Annotated in this window: 22 protein-coding genes and 3 tRNA genes; 7 read left to right on the forward strand and 18 right to left on the reverse strand. The window is 62.2% G+C overall.

Annotated elements, in window-relative coordinates; genetic code table 11:
• The first annotated feature begins 33 nt into the window (after window positions 1-33).
• The 3 genes from rpsO to BN1119_RS07045 all read left to right on the forward strand — a co-directional run bounded on the left by rpsO (window position 34) and on the right by BN1119_RS07045 (window position 3986).
• A complete protein-coding gene (rpsO, locus tag BN1119_RS07035) occupies window positions 34-303 on the forward strand; it encodes a 30S ribosomal protein S15 (RefSeq protein ID WP_041995725.1) in 270 nt (89 codons plus the stop codon).
• Between the two features lie 167 nt (window positions 304-470).
• Window positions 471-2615 (forward strand): polyribonucleotide nucleotidyltransferase, encoded by a 2145-nt coding sequence (gene pnp / locus BN1119_RS07040; protein ID WP_041995727.1) that lies wholly within the window; start codon window positions 471-473, stop codon window positions 2613-2615.
• Window positions 2616-2765: 150 nt separating this feature from the next.
• On the forward strand, window positions 2766-3986 hold the full coding sequence (locus BN1119_RS07045; protein ID WP_041995730.1) for an MDR family MFS transporter: 1221 nt from the start codon (window positions 2766-2768) through the stop codon (window positions 3984-3986).
• A 40-nt stretch (window positions 3987-4026) separates the two neighbouring features.
• On the opposite strand, the gene BN1119_RS07050 is transcribed toward BN1119_RS07045, so the two are convergent.
• Entirely contained in the window at window positions 4027-4380 is a 354-nt protein-coding gene (locus BN1119_RS07050) for a DsrE family protein (RefSeq protein ID WP_041995733.1), read from the reverse strand.
• A 160-nt stretch (window positions 4381-4540) separates the two neighbouring features.
• On the opposite strand from BN1119_RS07050, the gene BN1119_RS07055 reads away from it, so the two are divergent.
• Window positions 4541-4942, forward strand: coding sequence for a DUF1090 domain-containing protein (locus BN1119_RS07055; RefSeq protein ID WP_041995736.1), 402 nt, complete (start codon window positions 4541-4543; stop codon window positions 4940-4942).
• A gap of 187 nt (window positions 4943-5129) precedes the next feature.
• On the opposite strand, the gene BN1119_RS07060 is transcribed toward BN1119_RS07055, so the two are convergent.
• From BN1119_RS07060 to BN1119_RS07070, 3 genes are all read right to left on the reverse strand, one after another.
• Window positions 5130-5378: a YfhL family 4Fe-4S dicluster ferredoxin gene (locus tag BN1119_RS07060; protein ID WP_041995739.1), complete on the reverse strand. Its 249-nt coding sequence runs from the start codon at window positions 5376-5378 to the stop codon at window positions 5130-5132.
• A gap of 1 nt (window position 5379) precedes the next feature.
• Window positions 5380-6744, reverse strand: a complete 1365-nt coding sequence (gene trhP, locus BN1119_RS07065) for a prephenate-dependent tRNA uridine(34) hydroxylase TrhP (RefSeq protein WP_041995961.1) — start codon at window positions 6742-6744, stop codon at window positions 5380-5382.
• 178 nt (window positions 6745-6922) lie between these two features.
• A complete protein-coding gene (locus BN1119_RS07070; RefSeq protein WP_041995742.1) occupies window positions 6923-7660 on the reverse strand; it encodes an EAL domain-containing protein in 738 nt (245 codons plus the stop codon).
• 247 nt (window positions 7661-7907) lie between these two features.
• Between BN1119_RS07070 and BN1119_RS07075 the strand changes: the two genes are divergently transcribed.
• Window positions 7908-8639, forward strand: coding sequence for a hypothetical protein (locus BN1119_RS07075; protein ID WP_041995745.1), 732 nt, complete (start codon window positions 7908-7910; stop codon window positions 8637-8639).
• Complete coding sequence (locus BN1119_RS07080; RefSeq protein ID WP_041995749.1) at window positions 8615-9127, forward strand: Hpt domain-containing protein; 513 nt, start codon at window positions 8615-8617, stop codon at window positions 9125-9127. Before BN1119_RS07075 ends, BN1119_RS07080 begins: the two co-directional genes overlap by 25 nt.
• Before the next feature lie 7 nt (window positions 9128-9134).
• Here BN1119_RS07080 and BN1119_RS07085 read toward each other — a convergent pair whose 3' ends face one another.
• The 4 genes from BN1119_RS07085 to BN1119_RS07100 all read right to left on the reverse strand — a co-directional run bounded on the left by BN1119_RS07085 (window position 9135) and on the right by BN1119_RS07100 (window position 9855).
• Complete coding sequence (locus BN1119_RS07085; RefSeq protein ID WP_041995752.1) at window positions 9135-9401, reverse strand: hypothetical protein; 267 nt, start codon at window positions 9399-9401, stop codon at window positions 9135-9137.
• 123 nt (window positions 9402-9524) lie between these two features.
• Window positions 9525-9609: transfer RNA gene (locus tag BN1119_RS07090), tRNA-Tyr, on the reverse strand.
• A gap of 44 nt (window positions 9610-9653) precedes the next feature.
• Window positions 9654-9738, reverse strand: a tRNA-Tyr gene (locus tag BN1119_RS07095).
• A gap of 32 nt (window positions 9739-9770) precedes the next feature.
• A tRNA-Tyr gene (locus BN1119_RS07100) sits at window positions 9771-9855 on the reverse strand.
• Window positions 9856-10195: 340 nt separating this feature from the next.
• On the opposite strand from BN1119_RS07100, the gene BN1119_RS07105 reads away from it, so the two are divergent.
• Window positions 10196-11431, forward strand: a complete 1236-nt coding sequence (locus BN1119_RS07105; protein WP_041995756.1) for a cysteine desulfurase-like protein — start codon at window positions 10196-10198, stop codon at window positions 11429-11431.
• 24 nt (window positions 11432-11455) lie between these two features.
• On the opposite strand, the gene BN1119_RS07110 is transcribed toward BN1119_RS07105, so the two are convergent.
• The 10 genes from BN1119_RS07110 to BN1119_RS07155 form a co-directional block, all read right to left on the reverse strand.
• The gene (locus tag BN1119_RS07110; RefSeq protein WP_041995759.1) at window positions 11456-12508 is read right to left on the reverse strand and encodes a protein-glutamate methylesterase/protein-glutamine glutaminase; all 1053 of its coding nucleotides are present in this window, start codon (window positions 12506-12508) and stop codon (window positions 11456-11458) included.
• Window positions 12505-13047 carry a chemotaxis protein CheD gene (locus BN1119_RS07115; RefSeq protein ID WP_041995762.1) on the reverse strand — a complete coding sequence of 181 codons (543 nt, stop codon included), beginning with the start codon at window positions 13045-13047 and terminating at the stop codon, window positions 12505-12507. The genes BN1119_RS07110 and BN1119_RS07115 overlap by 4 nt, the downstream gene beginning before the upstream one ends.
• Before the next feature lie 8 nt (window positions 13048-13055).
• Window positions 13056-13865, reverse strand: coding sequence for a CheR family methyltransferase (locus BN1119_RS07120; protein WP_041995765.1), 810 nt, complete (start codon window positions 13863-13865; stop codon window positions 13056-13058).
• A 133-nt stretch (window positions 13866-13998) separates the two neighbouring features.
• A complete protein-coding gene (locus tag BN1119_RS07125; protein WP_409337746.1) occupies window positions 13999-16077 on the reverse strand; it encodes a methyl-accepting chemotaxis protein in 2079 nt (692 codons plus the stop codon).
• Between the two features lie 135 nt (window positions 16078-16212).
• Window positions 16213-16779 carry a chemotaxis protein CheW gene (locus BN1119_RS07130; RefSeq protein WP_041995770.1) on the reverse strand — a complete coding sequence of 189 codons (567 nt, stop codon included), beginning with the start codon at window positions 16777-16779 and terminating at the stop codon, window positions 16213-16215.
• A gap of 11 nt (window positions 16780-16790) precedes the next feature.
• Complete coding sequence (locus BN1119_RS07135) at window positions 16791-18710, reverse strand: HAMP domain-containing methyl-accepting chemotaxis protein (RefSeq protein ID WP_041995773.1); 1920 nt, start codon at window positions 18708-18710, stop codon at window positions 16791-16793.
• Between the two features lie 13 nt (window positions 18711-18723).
• Entirely contained in the window at window positions 18724-20919 is a 2196-nt protein-coding gene (locus tag BN1119_RS07140) for a chemotaxis protein CheA (protein WP_041995776.1), read from the reverse strand.
• 18 nt (window positions 20920-20937) lie between these two features.
• The gene (locus BN1119_RS07145; protein ID WP_041995779.1) at window positions 20938-21264 is read right to left on the reverse strand and encodes an STAS domain-containing protein; all 327 of its coding nucleotides are present in this window, start codon (window positions 21262-21264) and stop codon (window positions 20938-20940) included.
• 12 nt (window positions 21265-21276) lie between these two features.
• Entirely contained in the window at window positions 21277-21645 is a 369-nt protein-coding gene (locus BN1119_RS07150) for a response regulator (protein ID WP_041995781.1), read from the reverse strand.
• 9 nt (window positions 21646-21654) lie between these two features.
• On the reverse strand, window positions 21655-22221 hold a 567-nt coding region (locus tag BN1119_RS07155; protein ID WP_041995784.1), incomplete at its 5' end, for a methyl-accepting chemotaxis protein.

The following is a 22221-nucleotide window of genomic DNA, read 5'->3' on the forward strand; positions in this document are numbered from 1 at the left end:
GTGAACCTTTAAACACTCTATCGGAGTAATACCATGTCTCTAAATGCTGAGATCAAAGCTCAAATCGTTGCTGACAACGCTCGTGGCACCAACGACACCGGCTCCCCCGAAGTGCAAGTTGCCCTGCTGACTGCCCAGATCAACCATCTGCAAGGTCACTTCAAAGAGCACTCCAAGGATCACCACGGTCGTCGCGGTCTGCTGCGCATGGTTTCCCAGCGTCGTAAGCTGCTGGACTACCTGAAGCGTAAAGACGTTCAGCGTTACGCTGCTCTGATCGCCAAGCTGGGTCTGCGTCGTTAATCGACCATCAGATTTTGCGAAAAAGGGGAACCGCGAGGTTCCCCTTTTTTTTGGTCTTGCCAAGTGGTTGTCTTGCCACTCAATTCATGTAACCGCTTACGTTTTGGCTCGGATCAAGTATACTTGCTCGCGAATTTAAAGAGCCAAATTGTCAAAAGGAAATTCACGTGAATCCTATTGTAAAGTCATTCCAGTACGGTCAACACACCGTCACACTGGAAACCGGTGTGATGGCCCGTCAAGCCACTGCGGCCGTCATGGTCAGCATGGACGATACCTGCGTATTTGTGACCGTCGTCGGCAAGAAAGAGGCCGACCACGGCCGCGATTTCTTCCCGCTGACCGTCAACTATCAGGAGCGTACCTATGCTGCTGGTCGCATCCCGGGTGGTTTCTTCCGTCGTGAAGGCCGTCCCAGCGAAGGCGAGACCCTGATCTCCCGCCTGATCGACCGCCCCATCCGCCCGCTGTTCCCGGAAGGCTTCCTCAATGAGGTTCAGGTGGTTGCCACCGTCATGTCCGTCAACCCGGCCGTGTCCCCCGATATCGTTGCCATGATCGGTGCCTCCGCGGCGCTGGCCATCTCCGGCATCCCGTTCGGTGGCCCGATTGCCGCCGCCCGCGTCGGTTACATGAACGGCCAGTACGTGCTGAACCCGACCACCACAGAACTGCCCCAGAGCGATCTGGATCTGGTGGTTGCCGGTACCGCCAATGCGGTGCTGATGGTGGAATCCGAAGCGGCCATCCTCTCCGAAGAGGTGATGCTGGGCGCCGTGGTCTTTGGTCACGAGCAGATGCAGGTGGTGATCAACGCCATCAACGAATTCGCCGCCGATGTGGGCACCCAGCCGTGGGATTGGACCCCGCCTGCGGTCAACGAGGCCCTGAAAGCCAAGATTGCCGAGCTGGCCACAACCGAACTGGGTGAAGCCTACCGCATCACCGAGAAGGCCGTGCGTTACGCCGCCATCGGCGCCATCAAGGCCCGTGTGGTCGAGCAAGTCATCGCCTCCGGCGTGGAAGAAGACGCCAAGAAGATCGGCGAAGAGTTCCACAGCCTGGAGAGCCGCATCGTCCGTGGCCGCGTTGTACGTGGCGAGCCGCGTATCGATGGTCGCGATCCCGAGATGATCCGTGCCCTGCACGTGGGCACCGGCGTGCTGCCGCGCGCTCACGGCTCCGCCCTGTTCACCCGTGGCGAGACTCAGGCCATGGTAGTCGCGACCCTGGGTACCGAGCGTGACGCCCAGAACATCGACGAGCTGACTGGCCACCGTGCCGACCGCTTCATGCTGCACTACAACTTCCCGCCGTACTGCGTCGGCGAGACCGGCATGATGGGCAGCCCCAAGCGTCGCGAGATCGGTCACGGCCGTCTGGCCAAGCGCGGCGTGGCCGCCGTGATGCCGAGCGCCGCCGAGTTCCCGTACGTGGTGCGTGTGGTCTCTGAAATCACCGAGTCCAACGGCTCCTCCTCCATGGCTTCCGTCTGTGGCTCCTCCCTGGCGCTGATGGATGCCGGTGTGCCGATCAAGGCCTCCGTTGCCGGTATCGCCATGGGTCTGGTGAAGGAAGAAGAAGGTTTCGTGGTGCTGTCCGACATCCTGGGTGACGAAGATCACCTGGGCGACATGGACTTCAAGGTGGCCGGTACTACTCAAGGTATCACCGCGCTGCAGATGGACATCAAGATCGAAGGCATCACCAAGGAGATCATGGAGATTGCCCTCAAGCAAGCCCGTGGTGCTCGCCTGCACATCCTGAAGGTGATGGACGAAGCCATCCAGGCGCCCCGTGCCGAAATCTCCGATTTCGCCCCGCGCATCCACACCATCAAGATCAATCCCGAGAAGATCAAGGATGTCATCGGCAAGGGCGGTTCCGTGATCCGTGCCCTGACCGAAGAGACCGGCACCAACATCGAGCTGGATGATGACGGTACCGTCCGCATCTCCGCCGTGGCCAACGAAGCCGCCATGGAAGCCATTCGTCGCATCGAGGCCATCACCGCCGAGATCGAAGTGAACCGCATCTATGAAGGCAAGGTGGTGCGTCTGGCCGACTTTGGCGCCTTCGTCAACATACTGCCGGGTAAAGACGGTCTGGTGCACATCTCCCAGATCACCGACGCCCGCGTCCAGAACGTGGCCGACCATCTGGCCATCGGTGACGTGGTCAAGGTGAAGGTACTGGAAGTGGATCGTCAGGGCCGTGTGCGTCTCTCCATCAAGGAGGCGAATGCACCGACCGAGGCCGCCGCACCGGCTGCCGACGTGGCCGTTGCCGCCGAAGAGCCTGCCGCCGAATAAGGCGAGTCCAGGGTGAAGAAGCCGACCTCAGGGTCGGCTTTTTTTTTGCCCGGATATGGCTGATGTCTTCTTGTTGCCGGATGGGTTGTTTCTTTTGAGGCTCATTGCTATAAGGGACGACCGCCCTCAGCCGTCATAAGGAGATGCTTCATGTCGTGGGCCTATCTCAGGCAATTCCCCATCCTGGTCTGGATCGTCATTCTGGGTACCTTCATGGTGCGCACCAGCTTCTTCATGGTGTGGCCCTTTCTCTCCATCCTGCTCTATCGCGACTATGGGCTCTCTGCGACCCTGATCGGCCTCATCCTGGGGGCCACGGCGGCGCTCTCGACCCTTGTCGGCTTCTATGGTGGCTGGCTCTCGGACAAGTGGGGGCGACGCAGCATACTGCTGTTCGGCTGTCTGGTGTCGGCGGCGAGTTTCGCCCTGCTTGGCCTCTCCCATCAGGTGAGCTGGCTGGCGCTCGGGGTGATCGGCAGCGGCCTCTCCTACGGCCTCATCGACTCGCCGGGCAAGGCGCTGATGGCCGACAGCCTGGTCGAGCCCAAGGCCCGCGAGCTGGCCCTGCACCTGCGTTACTTTCTGCTCAACCTGGGCGCGGCCCTCGGCCCCCTGATCGGGGTCAGCTATGGCCTGAGCGCGCGCCAGGAGACCTTCCTGCTGCTGGGGGCCAGCTATCTGCTGCTTGGTCTGCTCTTTGTCGTGGGATTCAGGCTTTCCCCCTGTCAGAGCATCAGCCCCTCGGGCCCCGGCATGCGCGCCGTGCTGCGGGTACTGGGGCGAGATCGTGCCTTCCTGCTGCTCACCCTGGCCAACCTTCTGCTGATGCTGGTTTACGCCCAGTTCGAATCGCCACTGATCCAGTATCTGACCCGGGCCGGCACCCCTGAGGTGGCGCGGCTGGTCGGCCTGCTGGTGACCACCAATGCGCTCACCATAGTGCTGCTGCAATTTCCGCTGCTCCATCTCACCGCGCGCTGGCGCATCAAGCACAGGTTGCAGCTCGGGGTGGCGCTCTTTCTCGGTGCCCAGCTGCTGTTCGCCCTCGGGGATACCGCCATCTGGTGGCACTGGATAGTGGCGGTGATCCTGCTGAGCGTGGGGGAGTGCATCCTCTTTCCCTTGCTCAATGTGCTGATCGATCAGATGGCGCCGGCGCATCTCAAGGGCAGCTATTTCGGGGCGGCCTCCCTGTCCGGGCTCGGCGTGGCCATGGGGGCCCTGCTGGGGGGCTGGATGATAGCCCACTGGGGCGGCGGCTGGCTCTACGGACTCATGGCCCTGCTCTGTCTGGCCATCCTGATCCTGTACGAGGCCAGCGCCCGGGTGGCTCGCCCCGAGGCGGCCAGCCCCTGTCCCGGGGAGGGATAGCGGGCGGCCTTGCCTGCCTGAGACAAGCCAAAGGGCTGCGTCAGAAGGTGAGAACCTTGTCCGCCGCCAGGGTCCATTGGGCCAGCAGGGGCAGTGTACCTATCTCTATGCCCTCTATGAGGGGCAGGGCCGTGATGCCGCGCGCATCGGTGCAGCTCTTGCACAGGCGGATGGTGCAGCCCTGGGCCAGCAGTATCTCCAGCATCTGGCGCAGGTTGTAACCCTCGGCCGGGGCCTGGCCCGCGAGGGCGGCCCCGACGGCGTCGGACATCAGGAAGAGTTGCAGGCTGGCACCGCCCTGCTCGCCCAGGGCGATGGCGAGGCGCAGGGCATTGAACAGGGATTCGCTGCCGTAGGGGGCGCCGTTGGCAATGATGACAATACGTTGGATCATCAGGGACTCCTTGATGGAAACCGCCATTGTAGCCCGGCCGTGTTTGGCCTGGCGTGATGTCGCACAAACTCTGTCGTAGCACTTTTGCCGTGGCTTGACCCTGGCGAGTGAGTACGGTCTGATAGGCGACCATCAAACATGACAGAGGAGTGAGGTCGTTATGTGGAAGCTTGCGGGAGTCGGCATGCTGCTGTTGGCAGGCCAGGCTTATGGCAACCAGGAGGTGGGGTGTCAGGCCAGACAACAGGCGGTGGTGGAACAACTGGCCGCTGCCCGTGCCCACGGCAACGGGGAGCAAGTGGCTGGGTTGGAGCGGGCGCTGCGCAACATAGAGACACATTGCACCGATGCCGGGCTGCTCGAGGAGAGCGACGAGAAGCTGGTTGAGCTCAAGGCCAAGGTCGATGAGCGCCTCAGCGAGTTGCAGAGCGCCAGGGTGGCGGGCAAGCCGGACAAGATTGCCAAGAAACAGGGCAAGCTGGATGAGGCTCAGGCCAAGTATCAGCAGGAGCTGATCCACAATGGCGCCCTGCGTGCCCTGGTCGAGGCCAAGGGGAAGTAGACGTAGCTATCTGTGGTCATCGGCAGATAACAATCAGGCCGGGCATGAGCCCGGCCTGATTGTCGATGCCATGGCGAATGGCTCAGCTGCGATGCAGCTTCATAAACTTGTCCACCAGCGGCTCCTGCATCTCTACATGCGCGGGGATCCCGGAGGATGCAGCCCACAAGGTACAGACGCGCCGGTGTTACTGCCTGTGCAGCTTCACAAACTTGTCCATCAGTTGCTCTTGAGTCTCTACATGCGCGGGATCCCAGATGATGCAGTCGATAGGACAGACGCTGATGCAGGTGGGCTTCTCATAGTGGCCGACGCATTCGGTGCACAGATCGGGATTGATCTCGTAGATGGCCTCTCCCAGGCTGATGGCCTGATTCGGACACTCGGGATCGCACATGTCACAGTTGATGCACTTGTCGGTGATGAGCAGCGCCATCTCAGGCCGCCGAGTGGGGCTGGCGGGTATCCTGACGCTCGCCCAGGTTGCGCAGCAGTATGCCGTAGTTGATGTCGACCTCTTTGGGTACCGGCACATAGACCACGTGACCATTGCCCGGCGCGGTATCGATAAGCTCCCCCTTGCGGTTCTGCATCTGCTCCAGGTTGAAGCTGAGGTTGCCTTGCGGTGTCATCAGCTCCAGGCTGTTGCCCACCAGGAACTTGTTCTTCACTTCCACTTCCACCATGTCACCGTTGCGACCGGTGATCTCGCCGACGAACTGCTGGGTGTCGGAGACGGAGTAACCGTAGTCGTAGTTCTGGTACTCGCTGTGGTTGTGACGGCGCAGGAAGCCCTCGGTGTAGCCGCGGTGGGCCAGGTTCTCGAGGGTACCCATCAGGGTCGGATCGAACGGACGACCGGCCACCGCATCGTCGATGGCCTTGCGATAGACCTGGGCGGTGCGGGCGCAGTAGTAGAAGGACTTGGTACGGCCTTCGATTTTCAGGGAATGGACACCCATTTTGGTCAGGCGCTCCACGTGCTCGACGGCGCGCAGGTCCTTGGAGTTCATGATGTAGGTGCCGTGCTCGTCTTCGAACGCCGTCATGTACTCGCCCGGGCGGTTGGACTCTTCCAGCAGCACCAGGGCATCGGTCGGCTTGCCGGCGCCCAGGGTGGGGTCGACCTTCTGTACGGCGATGGGCTCCTGGCGGTGGACTATCTGACCCACCTCGTCTTCCTTGCCCTCGTGCACCTTGTACTCCCAGCGGCAGGAGTTGGTGCAGGTGCCCTGGTTGGGGTCGCGCTTGTTGATGTAGCCGGAGAGCAGGCAGCGACCGGAGTAGGCCATGCACAGCGCCCCGTGGACGAACACTTCCAGCTCCATCTCGGGTACCTGCATGCGGATCTCCTCGATCTCGTCGAGCGACAGCTCGCGGGACAGGATGGCGCGAGTCAGGCCCATCTGATGCCAGAATTTCACCGTGGCCCAGTTGACCGCATTGGCCTGCACCGAGAGGTGGATGGGCATGTCCGGGAAGGCTTCGCGCATCATCATGATGAGACCTGGGTCGGACATGATGATCGCATCCGGCTTCATCTCCACCACGGGGCGCATGTCGCGCACGAAGGTCTTGAGCTTGGAGTTGTGGGGCTGGATGTTGGCCACCACATAGAACTGCTTGCCCAGGGCATGGGCCTCGTTGATGCCGAGCTGCAGGTTGGCGTGATCGAATTCGTTGTTGCGTACCCGCAGGCTGTAGCGCGGCTGGCCCGCATAGACGGCGTCGGCGCCATAGGCATAGGCGTAACGCATATTCTTGAGGGTCCCGGCGGGGGAGAGCAATTCTGGTCTGAACATGATTTTCTCGCTGGTCTGATTGCAAATCAGGACGACGCCACCTGATGGCGCCGCAATGAGGCTGGCATGGTCCTCCATGGAGGTAATGCCATCCCGATAAGGGTGCAAGATTGTACTCGTCCCCAGGCCATCATGCAATTTGGCCTGGCCTTGGCTCAGGGAGACGAGCTGGATACATTCAGCACCAGCGGGAGAGGGGGGAGGGCCTGGCGTAGGCGTAGCCTTGCTGATAGTCGCAGCCGAGCCGGTTCGCCAGCTCGACATGGGTCTGGGTCTCCACCCCCTCGCACACCACGGCCATGCCGAGTCCTTGCAGGCAGATCACCAGACCCGTCAGCATCTTGAGAGCGTGAGTGCTGCGCTCAGCCTGAAGCAGCAGGGAGCGATCCAGCTTGACGATGTCGTAGGGCTGCACCATCAGGCGCTGAAAGTTGCACGCCAGGGAGCCGAAGTCGTCGCAGGCGATATGGGCGCCATGGGCGCGCAGCACCTCTATCAGCGCCCGATACTGGCGCTCCAGCCGGGCATGCTCCAGCACCTCGAACCAGATGGTGATCCCCACCTTGCGAGCCTGGAGCAGCACCAGCAACAGCAGGTTGCGGTAGACGGGACTGGAGAGCACAGGATTGAGGTTGATGGAGAGCGCATAGGGGCCTCCCTTTGCCAGGACAGGGAGATCCCCCATGATGGCCCTGAGCATGACGATATCCAGATGCAGGGATTCGTCCTGACTGAGGGAGGCAAAGTCGATGCCCTGATACGATTGCGTCACCGCATCCCAGCGCCTGGCCAGCGCCTCATACCCCCTGACCTGACGATCCCGCCCTATGATGGGCTGATAAAAAGGGACGACGACATCCGCCATGGCCACTCTTGCCATGGCACTCAATGGATACTCTTCTTTGAACGCAAGCATGGCTCTAACCTGATGGATCTACATGGCCGCGCATAATACCGAGAATGGCTGACCAGGTGCTGTAGGAATAATCCGATTATTCGCATTGGCTTGCACACCAATATAGGACTATTCCGATTAACCTCTCCCTTTGCGCTGAATAAAATGGCCCCACTGATATGCGAGTGGCGTGAATGCAGCCAGAAGTAAATTCACCCATGATCCACGGAATTCACGAAAAGCAATAAAGAGTCAGCCTGGAACAGCCATGAGAAACCTATTTTTTATTTTGTTGCTGATGCTCAGCGGCAACGTGTTGGCATCGGCCGACATCAGCATCGGCACCCTCTATGATTATATGTCTGGTCAGCAGAGCACTTATTTGAAACGGATCAGGAATCAAGGTGATGCGACCGCCTTCGTCAAGGTGGCCATTCACGAAATCACCTATGACGGTGCGGGACAGCCCCACGAATCCCCTGAGCTGACCGAGGGCAATCGGGCCCTGATCGCCAGTCCGTCAAGGATGATCATCCCCGCCAAAGGGATGCAGGCCACCCGCTTGCTCTATCTGGGAGCGAGGGACAAGGAGCGATATTTCAGGGTCCGCTTTATTCCCGTGCAGCCCAGGAAGGAGGATGGATTCGACATGGATGACCAGAGCATTGATGGCCAGCAACAGATATCTGCCGGGGTAAATATATTGACCGGATTTGGCGCCATTATTTTCGTCATGCCAAAAGAGACCCGGTTTGATACCGGAATGATAGAGGCCGATACCATGACCACTGTGGTGAATAACGGCAATGCCACCATAGTGCTGGACTTTTTTGAAGAGTGTGATGGACGGGGAAAAAACTGTTCGACACCAGGGAAAATTCATCTATTGCCCAATATGAAAAAGCAACTGATGAAAAAGAAAGATCACCTTTATCGCTTCGTGCTGATTGAGGGTGACCAGAGTAGAAACATGGTGTGTACAGATCTCGTTATCCCCTGACCTGGCAGGCGGTGCGGGATGTCTGCTACCGCCACCTTGGCCTGGGAGAGGCGACCCCCCTGGCCGTCACATCCCCTATGGCGGAGGCTCTCCTGCCGTTGCCCGGCCGGGTGCTGGTGGAAGGGCTGAGCGCCATGCTGACGAAATGGCAGATGCTGCCGGCCAGTGGCCTGCTCGACCTGGGCGCACTGCAGCAATTGCTCGGCACAGGTGAGTCCTTTGCGCAGATGCTGACCCAGTTTCGCGACGAACTGGTGCAATCGCTGGCCCAGGTGCAGGGGAGCGACAAGGCGCTGGCTGACTGGGTGCATCGCCAGGCGGGCACCATTTCCATGCTGCAGGCCGAGGATCTGGCGCTGCGGGCCTGGCATCTGGAGGAGAAGATCCGCCAGCAAGGAGCGGGCGAGTGCGAAGTCGAACTGGGGGAGTTCAGGGCCCAGCTTGGCCAGATAGCCGATGAGCTGAAGACACTCCTCCCTCGCCCCTGAGGGAGGCTCAGGAGGCCGTCATGGCCTGGATGCCTTGCTGGCTCGGACCCGGGTGCATCGCCTGGGCCAACCAGGACCAGTCGAGTCTGGGCGTATCCGCCTTGAAACGCTGATAGACCTGGCCCTGGTGTATGGTCAGGAACAGGGTGCTCGGCAGACCGAGGCGGTTGAGATAACGCACCATCACATCCCCCTGGTAATCCCGTAGTCGTTGTTGCAGCTGGGGCAGTGTCAGCCCGTGCTCCCGTCCCCTTTCATCCCAGATTTCAAACATATGAAGGCGCTCCATGCGACGCTATGGGCTTACTGTTTCGAAAAAGCGGGGGCAGGGCAATTGTCAGATCTGACAGGGGCGGAAAAAGCGAAAACCCGGCGCAGGGCCGGGTTCTCTGAAGTATGGTGGAGGGAGAAGGATTCGAACCTTCGAAGGCAGAGCCGTCAGATTTACAGTCTGATCCCTTTGGCCGCTCGGGAACCCCTCCACAGGGGCATTGCTTTTACAGGCCTTTCATATTCATCAGGAAGATGGTGGAGGGAGAAGGATTCGAACCTTCGAAGGCAGAGCCGTCAGATTTACAGTCTGATCCCTTTGGCCGCTCGGGAACCCCTCCACGGGGTATTTTCCTGATTTTTGCACTTGAAATGGTGGAGGGAGAAGGATTCGAACCTTCGAAGGCAGAGCCGTCAGATTTACAGTCTGATCCCTTTGGCCACTCGGGAACCCCTCCTCAAGTGCGAGGCGCATACTAACAGATCCCACGGCTTTGTGAAGCCCCGATTTGCAATCTATGCAGAAAAATATGCGAGTCGCTTATTTTTTGACATCTAACGTTCAAAATTCAATCTTTTCATAGGCTTCATGTCGGATTGATCGCAAGTGAACCCAGGGCTCACCCCCGGATCAGGACGACCGCGCCCCGCAACATGAATGGTGTGAGCCAGGGTTTTATACTGGATTGCGCTCTTTTTTCTGTGAATGTGATGGGGAATGGGTTTGAGTGTGGACTTTGCTGCTGCCTGATCTTAATCTCGCCATGTTATCTAACTGTTAACATGGAATGTGACCCTATGCAGCCTCTCGATGTCGCCGTCCTGCGCGGCCAGTTTCCCGCCCTCAATCAGTTGATCGATGGCAGGCCCCCCCTCTTCTTCGACGGCCCAGGGGGTGCCCAGGTGCCCCATGTCGTGCTGGGCGCCATGACGGACTACCTGGGACGCTTCAACGCCAACCTGGGTGGCACCTTCTTCTCGGGCAGAGAGACGGAGCAGCAGGCGCTGCGGGCCCGTCAGGGGGCGGCGACCCTGCTGGGGGCCGAGCATTGGCAGGAGATAGTGTTCGGTGCCAACTTCACCAGCCTCACCTTCGCCTTCAGTCGCGCCCTGGCGCGGGAGTGGCAGGCGGGGGACGAGATAATCGTCTCCGCCCTGGATCACTACTCCAACGTCTCCAGCTGGCAGCAGGCGGCAGAGGATCGCGGTGTCATCGTCCACCAGGCGCGGGTCGATGTCGGCACAGGCGGACTCGACATGGCACACCTGCTGAGCCTGCTCGGGCCGCGTACCCGGCTGGTGGCGGTGACGGCGGCCTCCAATACCACGGGCACCCTGGTGGACATTCCCGCCATCGCCGACGCGGTACACGAGGTCGGTGCCCTGCTCTATGTGGATGCGGTGCATTTCGCCCCCCATGAGCGCATCGACGTGCAGGCCTGGGATTGCGACTTCCTCGGTTGCTCCGCCTACAAGTTCTTCGGGCCGCATCTGGGCATCCTTTATGGCAAGCTGGCCCATCTGGAGCGACTGACCCCCTACAAGGTGGAACCGGCCAAGAACGTCTCTCCCTACAAGTGGGAGACGGGAACCCAGAGCTGGGAGGCCCTGGCGGGGCTTGAGGCCACCATCGAGTACCTGGCCTCCCTCTCCGGCCTCACGGCCCGGGAGGCGACCCTGGAGGAGCGGCTCGATATCGGCTTCGCCCGCAGCCATGCCCATGAGCAGCAACTTTCCGAGCACCTGCTGGCCAAGCTGGCGGAGCGACCCTGGTTCACCCTGCATGGCATCCGGGGCACGGCGGGGCGCACCCCCACCTTCGCCCTCACCTCGCAGCGGCACACCCCGGCCGAGATGGCGGTCCATCTCGGCGAGCATCAGGTGTGCAGCTGGGCGGGTCACTTCTATGCGCTGGGGCTGATAGCGGCGCTCGACGTCGGGGAGGGGGGGGTACTGCGCATCGGCTGCATGCACTACAACACCCTGGGGGAGATAGACAGGCTGTTCGCCCTGCTGGACGCCATGGCGCCCTGAGCCGTGGCGCCGCCCCGATATTCATCAGCTGGCGATCAGCTGGTGGATCTGGTCGAGGGGCACTGTGTGGCGGGCCGCCCCCAGCTTGAGCGCCTCCTTGGGCATGCCAAACACCACGCAGGAGGCCTCGTCCTGGGCATAGGTCATGGCGCCCGCATCCAGCATCTCCTTGAGGCCGCGGGCGCCGTCATCTCCCATGCCGGTCATGATGATGCCGGTGGCATTCTTGCCGGCGTGCTTGGCGACGGAGCGAAACAGCACATCGACCGAGGGACGATGACGGTTGATGAGGGGACCATCCATCACATCCACGTGATAGTAGGCGCCGCTGCGCTTGAGCAGCATGTGCTTGCCCCCCGGCGCTATCAGGGCGAGGCCGGGGATCACCCTGTCGTTGTGGCACGCCTCGCGTACTTCTATCTGGCACAGGCCGTTGAGCCGGGCTGCGAAGGCGGCGGTGAATTTTTCCGGCATGTGCTGGACGATGACGATGCCTGGGCTGACCCTGGGCAGGGCGGTGAGCACCCGCTCTAGGGCCTGGGTGCCGCCGGTGGAGGTGCCCAGCGCCACGATCCGCTCCGTGGTCTGGGCCATGGCCTGGGAGGGGGCGGGCAGCCAGCCATCCATGTCTATCTTGGGGGGCACGGTGAGCGGCGGTTTGCCCAGCCGCTTGAGATTGGCCATGGCCGCGCCGCGCACCGCCATGGCCAGCTCGTGAGCGGACTCCTGCAGGAAGCCCTTCAGCCCCATGGTGGGCTTGGTGATGATGCTGACCGCCCCGGCTGCCATGGCCTGCAGGCTGGTCTCGGCTCCCCGGGTGGTGAGGGAGGAGCAGATCACCACAGGGGTGGGCCGCTCGGCCATGATCTTTTGCAAGAAGGTGATGCCGTCCATGCGCGGCATCTCCACATCCAGCACCAGCACATCCGGCCAGACCTTCTTGAGTTTCTCCAGGGCAAACAGGGGATCCGAGGCGGTGGCGATGACGCTGATATCCGGCTCACGCTCCAGCACGCTCTGCAACACCTGCCTGACCACGGCGGAATCATCGACCAGCATGACGGTGATCTGTTTCATTGGCTTGTCCTTGTTCGGTAAGAGGGCGGATCGCCGGGGCCGGGGGCCGGCGCCAGGGGAGAGTGTCTGACCCAGACATGGCCAGAATCCAGCTCGAAGATCAGGGATCTGTGGCCTGTGCCGCCCAGATCGTGGGCGCTGACCGTCAGGCCATGGCGCCGGACCAGATCCCAGGCCGCCGCCACATTCTGGCTGGCGATGTCTCTGGGGTGGCGATCGCAGAGCTGGGGGAACATGTTGCCGCCGCCAAACAGCTTGGTCACATACTCCCTGGGGTCGCTCCCGGCCTCGCTTATCGCCGCCAGCAGCAGGGCCAGAGCCTCGTCCGCATACTTGCCATCCAGCGGCTCCCGGCCCGGCGTCGCCGCTGGTTGTCGGCCGCCAGGGTGGCGTCCCGGCAGCATGAAGTGACACATGCCGCCCCAGTGGTGATGAGGGTGCCAGAGGGTCAGGCTGACGCATGAGCCCAGCTGGGTGCGCATCACCAGCGCCTCCTGGCTGAACAGGGTTTCACCGGGTTGCAGCAGCAGCGTCTTCATGGCCAGGTTCAGGGCTTGCGGTAGATGGACGGGGAGACGAGCTGCAGGCCACTCTGCATGCCATGAAGGCTCTCGGCATGGCTGATGATGAGATAGCCTCCCCGGCGCAGCAGGGGCTCCAGGCGGGCCATCACCTGCACCTTGGTCTCGCGGTTGAAGTAGATCATCACGTTGCGAATGAAGATGAGGTCGAACTGTCCCAGCTCCGGCAGCGGCTTGCTGAGGTTTATCTGACGAAACTGCACTCTCTCCCTGAGGGTGCGATCGATGAGGAAGGTGCCCTCCTGCAAGCCAATCCCCTTGAGGCAGTACTTCATCAGGTAGGAGAGGGGGATGTTGTTGGCGCGATCCATGGCGTAGAGGCCTGCCCTGGCCTGGGCCAGCACGCGGCTGCTGATGTCCGAGGCGAGGATCTCCCAGGGGGCAGACGGTCGCCGCTCGGCCAGGGTCATGGCGAGGCTGTAGGCTTCCTCCCCGGAGGAACTGGCGGCGCTCCAGATGCGCAAGGGTCGTCCCTGGGGGAAACCGGGCAGCACCTGCTGGCTCAGAAACTCGAAATGCTTGGGTTCGCGAAAGAAGTAGGTCTCGTTGGTGGTCAGCAGATCCAGGGCCAGCTGCAGCTCCTGCTTGGCATCATCGTGCATGATGAGGCGAAAGTAATCGCCAAAACTCGGCAACTGGTAATGGGAGAGCCGTTTGGCGAGACGGCTGCTGACCAGCGTCTTCTTGGCCGGAGAGAGGTCGATGCCGGCGGTCTGATGCAGCCAGCGCTGAAATTGACAGAACTCCTGATCGCTCAGGACGGCATGTTCCAACACGGGTGCTCTCCTCCCGTCACAGGGACGGGGTCGACTGGGCTGGCGAGTGGTGGCTGGGTGGCCATGGTTCATCACTCGCCTCTCTCATGGGGCTGGTCGAACGGGAGCGGGGAGGAGACTCCCCGCTCCGGGCTCAGAAGCGCACGAAGTCGCTCTCCCCCTGGGCGTGGGCGGCCGAGAGCTCCTGGGGGGCCCCCTCCTGGGCCAGGTATCGGCTGCGACTGGTGCCCTTTTGTGGCGGTTGCCTGAGCTCGGTCACCGTCTTGTGCTGCACCAGGGTGAAGAACTCCATGGATTGCTGCAGCTGCTCTGCCTGGCCGCTCATCTCCTCGGCGGTGGCGGCCAGCTCCTCGCTGCTGGCGGCGTTTTGCTGGGTCACCTGGCTGAGCTGGCTCATGGCCATGTTGATCTGGCTGACCCCGGTGGATTGTTCCGCGGAGGCGGCGCTGATCTCCTGCACCAGATCCGAAGTCTTGTTGATGGAGGGCACTATCTGATCGAGCAGCTCTCCCGCCCGCTCCGCCATGTCGACGCTGCTGGAGGCCAGTTCCCCTATCTCCTGGGCCGCCACCTGGCTGCGTTCGGCCAGCTTGCGCACCTCGGCGGCGACCACGGCGAACCCCTTGCCATGGTCCCCGGCCCGGGCCGCCTCGATGGCGGCATTGAGGGCCAGCAGATTCGTCTGATAGGCGATGTCATCTATGATGCTGATGCGCTTGGCGATCTGCTTCATGGCATCCACCGTCTGCTTGACCGCATCTCCCCCCTCGATGGCCTCCTTGGCCGCCTTGCTCGCCATGCCATCCGTGACCTGGGCGTTCTCGGTATTCTGATTGATGCTGGCGCTCATCTGCTCGATGGAGGCGCTGGTCTCCTCCATGCTCGACGCCTGCTCGCTGCTCGACTGGCTGATGCTCTGGGCGGTGGCGCTCACCTGCTCCGAGGCGCTGGAGAGGTTGTCCGAGGCGCTGCGCACCTCTGTGACTATGGTGGTGAGGGCCGCTATGGTCTGGTTCAGGGCATCCTTGGTGGTGCCGAACACCCCGGGATAGTGGGCGTCTATCTTCTGGGTCAGATCCCCCTCGGCCAAGGCCTGCACCACCCGGATCACGTCCTTGAGGCTGGTGTCTATCACGTCGGCAATCTTGTTGATCCCCTCTCCCAGATTCTTGAAGAAGCCCGCCTTGTCGGCGAGGGCCATGCGCTTGCTCAGCTCGCCATCTATGACCGCCTGGACTATCTCGGACACCTCCCGCTCGATGGCGACCTCCTTGGTGCGATCGCTCCACTCCACCACAGAGCCAAGGCGTTCGCCGTCATCGGCAAAGACGGGGTTGGCGACCAGGGAGAAGGTGCGGCCACCGAGCAGGATCTGGGTGCGGTAGGTGCTGGCGAGCTTGGCCAGCATGCTGCGTTGATGGCCGGGATTCTTGTGGAAGCTGTCGATGTTGCTGCCCATCAGCTGGCTGGTATTGAAGTGGGGCAGCTCGCTCTTGATGTCATGCTCGGCCTCGACCAGCATGGCCTTGACCGATTCGTTCATGTAGATGATGTCGAGGTTGTTGTCGGCGATCATCACGTTGGTGGTGGCGCAGTCGAGCGCCTTCTTGACCCGCATGCTCTCATCCGAGGCCTGTTTGGCGGCGGCATTGGCGGCCTTGACCTCGTTCTCGATGGCCACCTCGCGAGTGCGATCGTTCCACTCCACCACGGTACCGAGTCGCTCCCCTTCGTCATTGACCACTGGACTGGCGATGAGGGAGAAGATGCGTCCCCCCAGGGTTATCTGGGTGCGGTAGGTCTTGTCGAGCTTGGCCAGCATGGCGCGCTGGTGGGAGGGATTCTTGTGAAAGCTGTCGATGTTCTTGCCCATGAGGCCGCTGACCTCGAACGCCGTCAGCTCTTTCTTGATGTCGCTCTCGGCCAGGGTCAGCATCTCCCTGATGGCCTCGTTCATGTAGATGATGTTGAGGTCGGTGTCGGCGATCATCAAGTTGGTGGTGGCGCCATCGAGGGCCTTGCGGACCCGGAAGTTCTCGGTGTGGGCGAGCTGGCTGGCCTGAGTCTGTGCCAGATTGCTGCGCACCGTCTGGCCGAGACGCTCGAGCAGCTGGTTGAACTCCTGGCACAGCGCCAGCAATGGGCCGTCCAGCCCGTCGAGGCGGATGCCTTGCTCGAACTGGCCGCTGGCGGCGGCGAGGTTGACGGCCATGGCATCCGTCAGGGTGTGATCGAGCTGGGACAACAGCCGTTCGTGGTCGTCGTTGCCAAACAACTTGCCGAAAAATGATTGAGTCATGAGCCTTATCCTTGTGCTGATACTCGAGTGATAAACGTCTGTTGTTGTCTATTGGGTCACGGCGATGGCCGTATCCGGGTGATGGGTGATTTCATGGAGCAGGGCCATCTCGTCGATGGAGAGCACCTTCTGGGTGTTGAGCAAGATGACGAACTTGCCATTGACCTTGCCCATGCCGCTGATGAAATCGGCGCGGATCCTGGCTCCGAAACTCGGGGGCGGCTCTATCTCCTGCCTGGGAATGGTCAACACCTCGGAGACGGCATCGACCACGACCCCTATGTCCTGGGACCCTCCCTCCTGGTCCCCCTCCTGACCCTGGGTCTCTATGATGACGATGCAGCTGCGGCGGGTGACCGTCGAGGCGGCATTGCCAAAGCGGGCGTTGAGATCCACCACAGAGACCACGGCCCCCCTCAGGTTGATGACGCCCCGGATGAAGTCAGGCATCAGGGGGATGGGGGTGATGTTGCCGTACTCGATGATCTCCTTGACCCCCAGGATGTTGATGGCAAACATCTCCCCCTTGATGAGGAAGGTGAGGTATTGGGCATCGCCCTGGGTCGCCGCGGGCAGAGGCGTGGACGCCAGGGTCAGTTCGGTGGATGGATTCATGGGGCCTCCGGTCAGAAACGGACAAAGTCGGCGTCATCAACCGGCCCGCCGTGGACCGGTTGCGCAGGTTGGGATGAAGTCAGAAAGTGGCCGCGAGGCTGGGCCGGCTTGGCCCGCGCCACACTGGCGCCTCCCTGGCCCGCGGGCGTTCTGGCGGCCAGGATGAAGAAATCCATGGTCTGCTGCAGCTCCTCCGCCTGACCGCTCATCTCCTCGGCGGTGGCGGCCAGCTCTTCGCTGCTGGCGGCGTTTTGCTGGGTGACCTGATTGAGCTGGTTCATGGCCTGGCTGATCTGGGTCACGGCCCCCGCCTGTTCGCCCGAGGCGGCGCTGATCTCCTGCACCAGATCCGAGGTCTTGCGAATGGAGGGGACTATCCGCCCCAGCAGCTCGCCGGCGCGCTCCGCCTGCTCCACGCTGCTGCTGGAGAGCTCCCCTATCTCCTGGGCCGCCACCTGGCTGCGCTCGGCCAGCTTGCGCACCTCGGCGGCGACCACGGCAAAGCCCTTGCCATGCTCCCCGGCCCTGGCCGCCTCGATGGCGGCGTTGAGGGCCAGCAGGTTCGTCTGGTAGGCGATGTCATCTATGATGCTGACCTTGCGCGCTATCTGCTGCATGGCGCTCACCGTCTGCTGCACCGAGGTGCCGCCCTCACCGGCCTCCTGGGCCGCCTGGCTGGCCATGGCATCGGTCTGGCGGGCGTTGTCCGTGTTCTGGTTGATGCTGGCGCTCATCTGTTCGACCGCCGTGCTGGTCTGCTCGACGCTGGCGGCCTGCTCGCTGGTGGCCTGACTCAGGGACTGGGCGGTGACGCTCACCTGATTGGAGGCATTGCTCAGGCTGTCGGTGGCGCTGCGTACCTCGTCTATGATGCCGGTGAGGGCGGTGATGGTGTCGTTCAGACCATCCTTGGTGCGACCGAAGATCCCTGGATAGGGCTGTTCGATGCGCTGGGTCAGATCGCCCTTGGAGAGGGCGGTGGCGATGCGCATCACGTCCCCCAGGCTGGTGTCCGTCACCTCGGAGAGGCGGTTGAGCAGCTCGCTCAACCGTTTCACGTAGCCCTGGCGCTCCACCAGACTGATGCGGTAGCTGAAGTCGCCCTGCTCCACGGCGGCGCTCACCTGCTGCTCTATGTCATTGATGAGGGCCCCCAGCTTGTCGACCATGTATTGCATGGCCTCCAGCAGCTGGCCCGCTTCGTCCCGGGAGCTGACTTCCAGATGCACGTCCAGATCCCCCTCCGCCAGCTGGCGAGCGGCCTTGAGTGCCTGATTGATGGGGCCCGTGATGCTGCGGATCAGACGCAGGCCGAACCAGATGGCCGCCATCAGCCCGATGCCGATGCCGGCCATCACGGTGGGCAGCAGGGTCTGGTAGGCTGACTGGGCATGCTCGAACTCCGTCTTGGCGACGTCGAGCTGCAGGTTGACCAGCTCGGTCACCTTGCTGCTGATGGGGTCGATGGCGTCATAGAGGGGGCCATCGAACTCATTCAGGGTGCCGGTCAGCAGCCCCTGCCGGTTGGCCAGCAGATCGGTGAGCCGGTTGATCTCCCGGTTTGCCGTCTCAAACAGCGCCAGAGCCTGGTCCGAGAGCCGCTGCTCGTCCGGGGTCAGGCTGGTGGCCTGATAGGTCTGCCACTCCTGGGCTATCTGCTGCTGGGCGGACTGGATCTCCTTGAGGGCAACATCGGCATTGATGAGGCCGGCGTTCGCCTTGTTGACGTTGTCTATGATGGCGACGGCGTAGCGATCCGCTATCTCCTTGAGCTGCTTGAGGGGCACGACCCTGTCCTGATAGACCCGCAGCAGGCCCTGGTTGCCCTGCTGCATCCCGTAAAGTCCCAGACTGCTCAGCAGCAACAGCAGGGTGCAGAGGGCGCCGAGCAGCAGGAAGAGGCGGGTCTTGATGGTGGCATCCTTGAACATGGCTCGCTCCTACTCAATTGATACTGGGTTGGCTCTGGGGTGACCCGGCGCCAGTGTGGTTCAGCTGATGCAGCTCACGCCGGATGGCCGACTGGAGCAGGGCGGGGATGTCCAGGATCAGGGCGATGTCGCCTCCCCCCAGAATGGTGGAGCCGCTGATGCCGCTCAGCTGGTTGTAGAGCTTGCCGAGGGGCTTGATGACGGTCTGCAGCTCGCCGAGCAGCTCGTCCACCACCAGCCCGGACTTCTGGCCGCCGTGGCTGACCACCACTATGTTCTCCCTGCGTCCCGGCTGGCCCGAGAGCGCGAAATAGCGTTGCAGCCGCACGAAGGGCAGTACCTCGCCGCGCAGGTTGATGTAGTCCCGACCCTGGGTGTCTTGCAGCGCCAGCTCGGTCAGCTCGACGCACTCGATGACCATGTCCAGGGGAATGACGTAGTGGGCGCTGCCGACCCGCACCAGGAAGCCGTCTATGATGGCCAGGGTCAGGGGCAGGCGGATGCGCACCAGGGTGCCCTTGCCCGCCTCGCTGTGCAGCTCGACGCTGCCGCGCAGGGCCTGGATGTTGCGCTTGACCACATCCATGCCGACGCCGCGCCCCGACAGCTTGGTCACCTCCTCGGCGGTGGAGAACCCAGGCTCGAAGATGAGCTGGTATATCTCCTGGTCGCTGAGCTGTTGCCCCGGGCTCAGGATGTCGCGTTCCAGGGCCTTATTCAGGATCCGCTCCCGGTCGAGGCCGGCGCCATCATCCCGGATCTCGAGCACTATGCTGCCCGAGTCATGAAAGGCGTTGAGGGTCAGGGTGCCCTGGCTCGGCTTGCCCGCCAGGCGGCGCCGCTCGGCCGATTCGATGCCGTGATCCATGGCGTTGCGCACCAGGTGCATCAGGGGATCGCCAATCTTCTCCACCACCGACTTGTCGAGCTCGGTGTCGGCCCCCGAGATGCGCAGGACTATGTCCTTGCCCAGCTCCTGGCTGACGTCTCGCACCACCCGCTGGAAGCGGTTGAAGGTTTCGCCGATGGGCACCATGCGCAGGTGCAGGGCGCCATCCCGGATCTCCTCGACCAGCATGGCGATGACGGAGGTGGCCTCCTGCAACTGGCTGTCGCGGCAACGCTGGGCCAGCAGGTTGGCCCCAGAGCTGGCCACCACCAGCTCGCCGACCAGGTTGATGAGGTCGTCCAGCTTGTCGGCGGGCACCCGCACGAAGCGCTGCTCCCTGTTTTTCTGTTCCTTGCCCTGGTTCTGTTTCTTGAGGGCGGCATCGAGCACCACCTCGTCCACCGCCCCCTGGGCGACCAGGATCTCGCCGAGCCTGGGGTAGGGGGCTTCTTCCCTCTGCTGACACAGACCTGTGTCCAGTTCGGCCTGGGTAAGGGCCCCGGACTTGACCAGCAGCTGGCCAAGCAGTTCGCTCTCCTCGGGCAGGGCTGCCATGAAGGCCAGGTACTCTTCAACCTTGCTGTCTGGCGGCAGTATGACTATCCGGCAGTCATCGCGCACAAACTCGAACACCTCGGCGATGCTCTCCTTGCTGGCGCTGGAGTCGAAGTCGATCTCGTAGCCGAGATGGCAGAGTTCGGGATCGAACTCCTGCCAGGGCGGAATGGCCCCCGTGATGGTCTCCATGGTCACTATCTTGCCCAGGGTGGCGAGATAGCGCAGGAAGGAAGTGGGTTCCATGCCGTTCTTGAACACCTCGGCGCCAAAGCGCAGGGAGATGTGCCAGAGCCCGCTGGTCCCCCGAGGGGGGTCGCGCTCGACTTGCACCGGCTCGCCGCCGAGCGTCTGGGGGAGGGGAGACGCTTCCCGCGTCTGCCAGACGAGCAGGCGCTCGCGCAGCGCCGCCTCCCTGGCGAGATCCCCGGGGGTCGGCTCTTCCCCCTGCTCGACCACGGTACTGACCAGCAGGTTGATGTGATCGCAGCTCTCCAGCAGCACCTTGATGAGGGGGGCCGAGATGGCGAGCCTGTGGTTGCGCACCTGATCGAGGATGTCCTCGACGATGTGGGTAAAGCCGATGATGGGGGTCAGCCCGAACAGGCCGGCGGATCCCTTGATGGTGTGAGCGGCCCGGAACACGGCGCCGATGAGCTCGTCATCGCCTGGTGTCGATTCCAGGCTGAGCAGGGCGGACTCCATCTCCACCAGCAGCTCTCTCGCCTCGACGAGGTAGGTTTGTAGCGCCTGATCCAGATCCATGCTCGGGCTCCTTGTCGCCTAGTCATTGAGGGTATAAAGCAGCAGGGTGGGATCGCCGAAGTAACCCGAGAGGTTGCACAGCTCGATCGCCTCCAGCACCACCTGACTGTGAAACAGCAGGTGCAGGCTACCCCCGCGGCGCCCGGCCTCCTGCTTGGCGGCGATCAGCAGTTGCAGACCGGCACTGTCGATCTCGCTGACCCCGGAGAGATCCATCTCTATCTCCCTGGGATGTTCGAGCCATTCGCTCATCTGCTCCTTGAGCTCGCTGGCGTGATAGATGGTCATCTCACCTTCCAGCCTCATGGCAATCTTGTCTGGCAGTGACGTTGCGTGCAGCGGCATAGGACCTCCTGACTAGGGCATGATGAGCTTGGCGACGGCGGCCAGCATCTGTTCCGGCTGGAAGGGCTTGACCACCCAGGCCTTGGCACCGGCGGCCTGGCCCTCCTGCTTCTTGCTGTCCTGGGATTCGGTGGTCAGCATGATGATGGGGGTGAACTTGTAGCTGGCCAGCTTCTTGGCCTCCTTGACGAAGCTGATGCCATCCATGTTCGGCATGTTGACGTCGCTGATGATGAGGTTGATCTTCTTGCCATCGAGCTTGCTCAGGGCATCCCGGCCGTCGCAGGCATCGATGACATCGTAGCCCGCGGTCTTGAGGGTCATGCCGACGACCTGACGAATGGTCGCCGAGTCATCCACGATTAAGATGGTCTTGCCCATAACGCTCTCCTAGAAAAAGGTGATGTCCGTGTCTGTCTTTTGGGAAGGGGTCTGCTTGCCGTGGTGAATGTCCCGCTGCTCGTCGGTGGCGTAGGTGAGTTCCATGTCCGCCAGCCAGCGCTGGGCGTCGATGGCGAGCCGCTCGTGGGCGGGGGCGCTCTTGGCGTGGAGGAGGTGCTCGTACAGGCTCTCCATGTTCTGCCTGACATGGCTCAGGATCTGGCTGACCCTGTCCTGGAACTGGAGTGAGACGATGAGATCCGAGATCTCGGCATGAATGCCGCTGCTCTCGTGCTGCAGGAGGGCGGCGGACTCCGCCAGGCTGGCGGTGGCCTCATGGAAGCGGGTCAGCACCTGCTCGATGGACTGCTCCGAGTGGGCGACGGATTCGTGATCCCGGGCCGCCGCCGATTCGGCAATTTGGAACACCTGGGCGATGCCGGTATTGATGGTATCGACCTTGCCTGACATCTTCTTGGCGGTCTCGCTGGAGAGGCGCGAGAGGGTGCGCACCTCGTCGGCCACCACGGCAAAACCGCGGCCCGCCTCCCCGGCCCGGGCCGCCTCGATGGCGGC

It is taken from the genome of Aeromonas bivalvium, assembly GCF_000819765.1.
Classification (GTDB): domain Bacteria; phylum Pseudomonadota; class Gammaproteobacteria; order Enterobacterales; family Aeromonadaceae; genus Aeromonas; species Aeromonas bivalvium.

Excerpts from the sequence above, each read along its gene's own strand:
- BN1119_RS07110 (WP_041995759.1), bottom strand. The coding sequence starts at position 12,508 with ATGAAACAGATCACCGTCATGCTGGTCGATGATTCCGCCGTGGTCAGG.
- BN1119_RS07145 (WP_041995779.1), bottom strand. The coding sequence starts at position 21,264 with ATGCCGCTGCACGCAACGTCACTGCCAGACAAGATTGCCATGAGGCTG.
- BN1119_RS07070 (WP_041995742.1), bottom strand. The coding sequence starts at position 7,660 with ATGCTTGCGTTCAAAGAAGAGTATCCATTGAGTGCCATGGCAAGAGTG.
- BN1119_RS07075 (WP_041995745.1), top strand. The coding sequence starts at position 7,908 with ATGAGAAACCTATTTTTTATTTTGTTGCTGATGCTCAGCGGCAACGTG.
- BN1119_RS07125 (WP_409337746.1), bottom strand. The coding sequence starts at position 16,077 with ATGGCCGTCAACCTCGCCGCCGCCAGCGGCCAGTTCGAGCAAGGCATC.
- BN1119_RS07115 (WP_041995762.1), bottom strand. The coding sequence starts at position 13,047 with ATGAAGACGCTGCTGCTGCAACCCGGTGAAACCCTGTTCAGCCAGGAG.
- BN1119_RS07045 (WP_041995730.1), top strand. The coding sequence starts at position 2,766 with ATGTCGTGGGCCTATCTCAGGCAATTCCCCATCCTGGTCTGGATCGTC.
- rpsO (WP_041995725.1), top strand. The coding sequence starts at position 34 with ATGTCTCTAAATGCTGAGATCAAAGCTCAAATCGTTGCTGACAACGCT.
- BN1119_RS07050 (WP_041995733.1), bottom strand. The coding sequence starts at position 4,380 with ATGATCCAACGTATTGTCATCATTGCCAACGGCGCCCCCTACGGCAGC.
- BN1119_RS07085 (WP_041995752.1), bottom strand. The coding sequence starts at position 9,401 with ATGTTTGAAATCTGGGATGAAAGGGGACGGGAGCACGGGCTGACACTG.
- BN1119_RS07105 (WP_041995756.1), top strand. The coding sequence starts at position 10,196 with ATGCAGCCTCTCGATGTCGCCGTCCTGCGCGGCCAGTTTCCCGCCCTC.
- trhP (WP_041995961.1), bottom strand. The coding sequence starts at position 6,744 with ATGTTCAGACCAGAATTGCTCTCCCCCGCCGGGACCCTCAAGAATATG.
- BN1119_RS07135 (WP_041995773.1), bottom strand. The coding sequence starts at position 18,710 with ATGTTCAAGGATGCCACCATCAAGACCCGCCTCTTCCTGCTGCTCGGC.
- BN1119_RS07150 (WP_041995781.1), bottom strand. The coding sequence starts at position 21,645 with ATGGGCAAGACCATCTTAATCGTGGATGACTCGGCGACCATTCGTCAG.
- BN1119_RS07140 (WP_041995776.1), bottom strand. The coding sequence starts at position 20,919 with ATGGATCTGGATCAGGCGCTACAAACCTACCTCGTCGAGGCGAGAGAG.
- BN1119_RS07130 (WP_041995770.1), bottom strand. The coding sequence starts at position 16,779 with ATGAATCCATCCACCGAACTGACCCTGGCGTCCACGCCTCTGCCCGCG.
- BN1119_RS07060 (WP_041995739.1), bottom strand. The coding sequence starts at position 5,378 with ATGGCGCTGCTCATCACCGACAAGTGCATCAACTGTGACATGTGCGAT.
- BN1119_RS07055 (WP_041995736.1), top strand. The coding sequence starts at position 4,541 with ATGTGGAAGCTTGCGGGAGTCGGCATGCTGCTGTTGGCAGGCCAGGCT.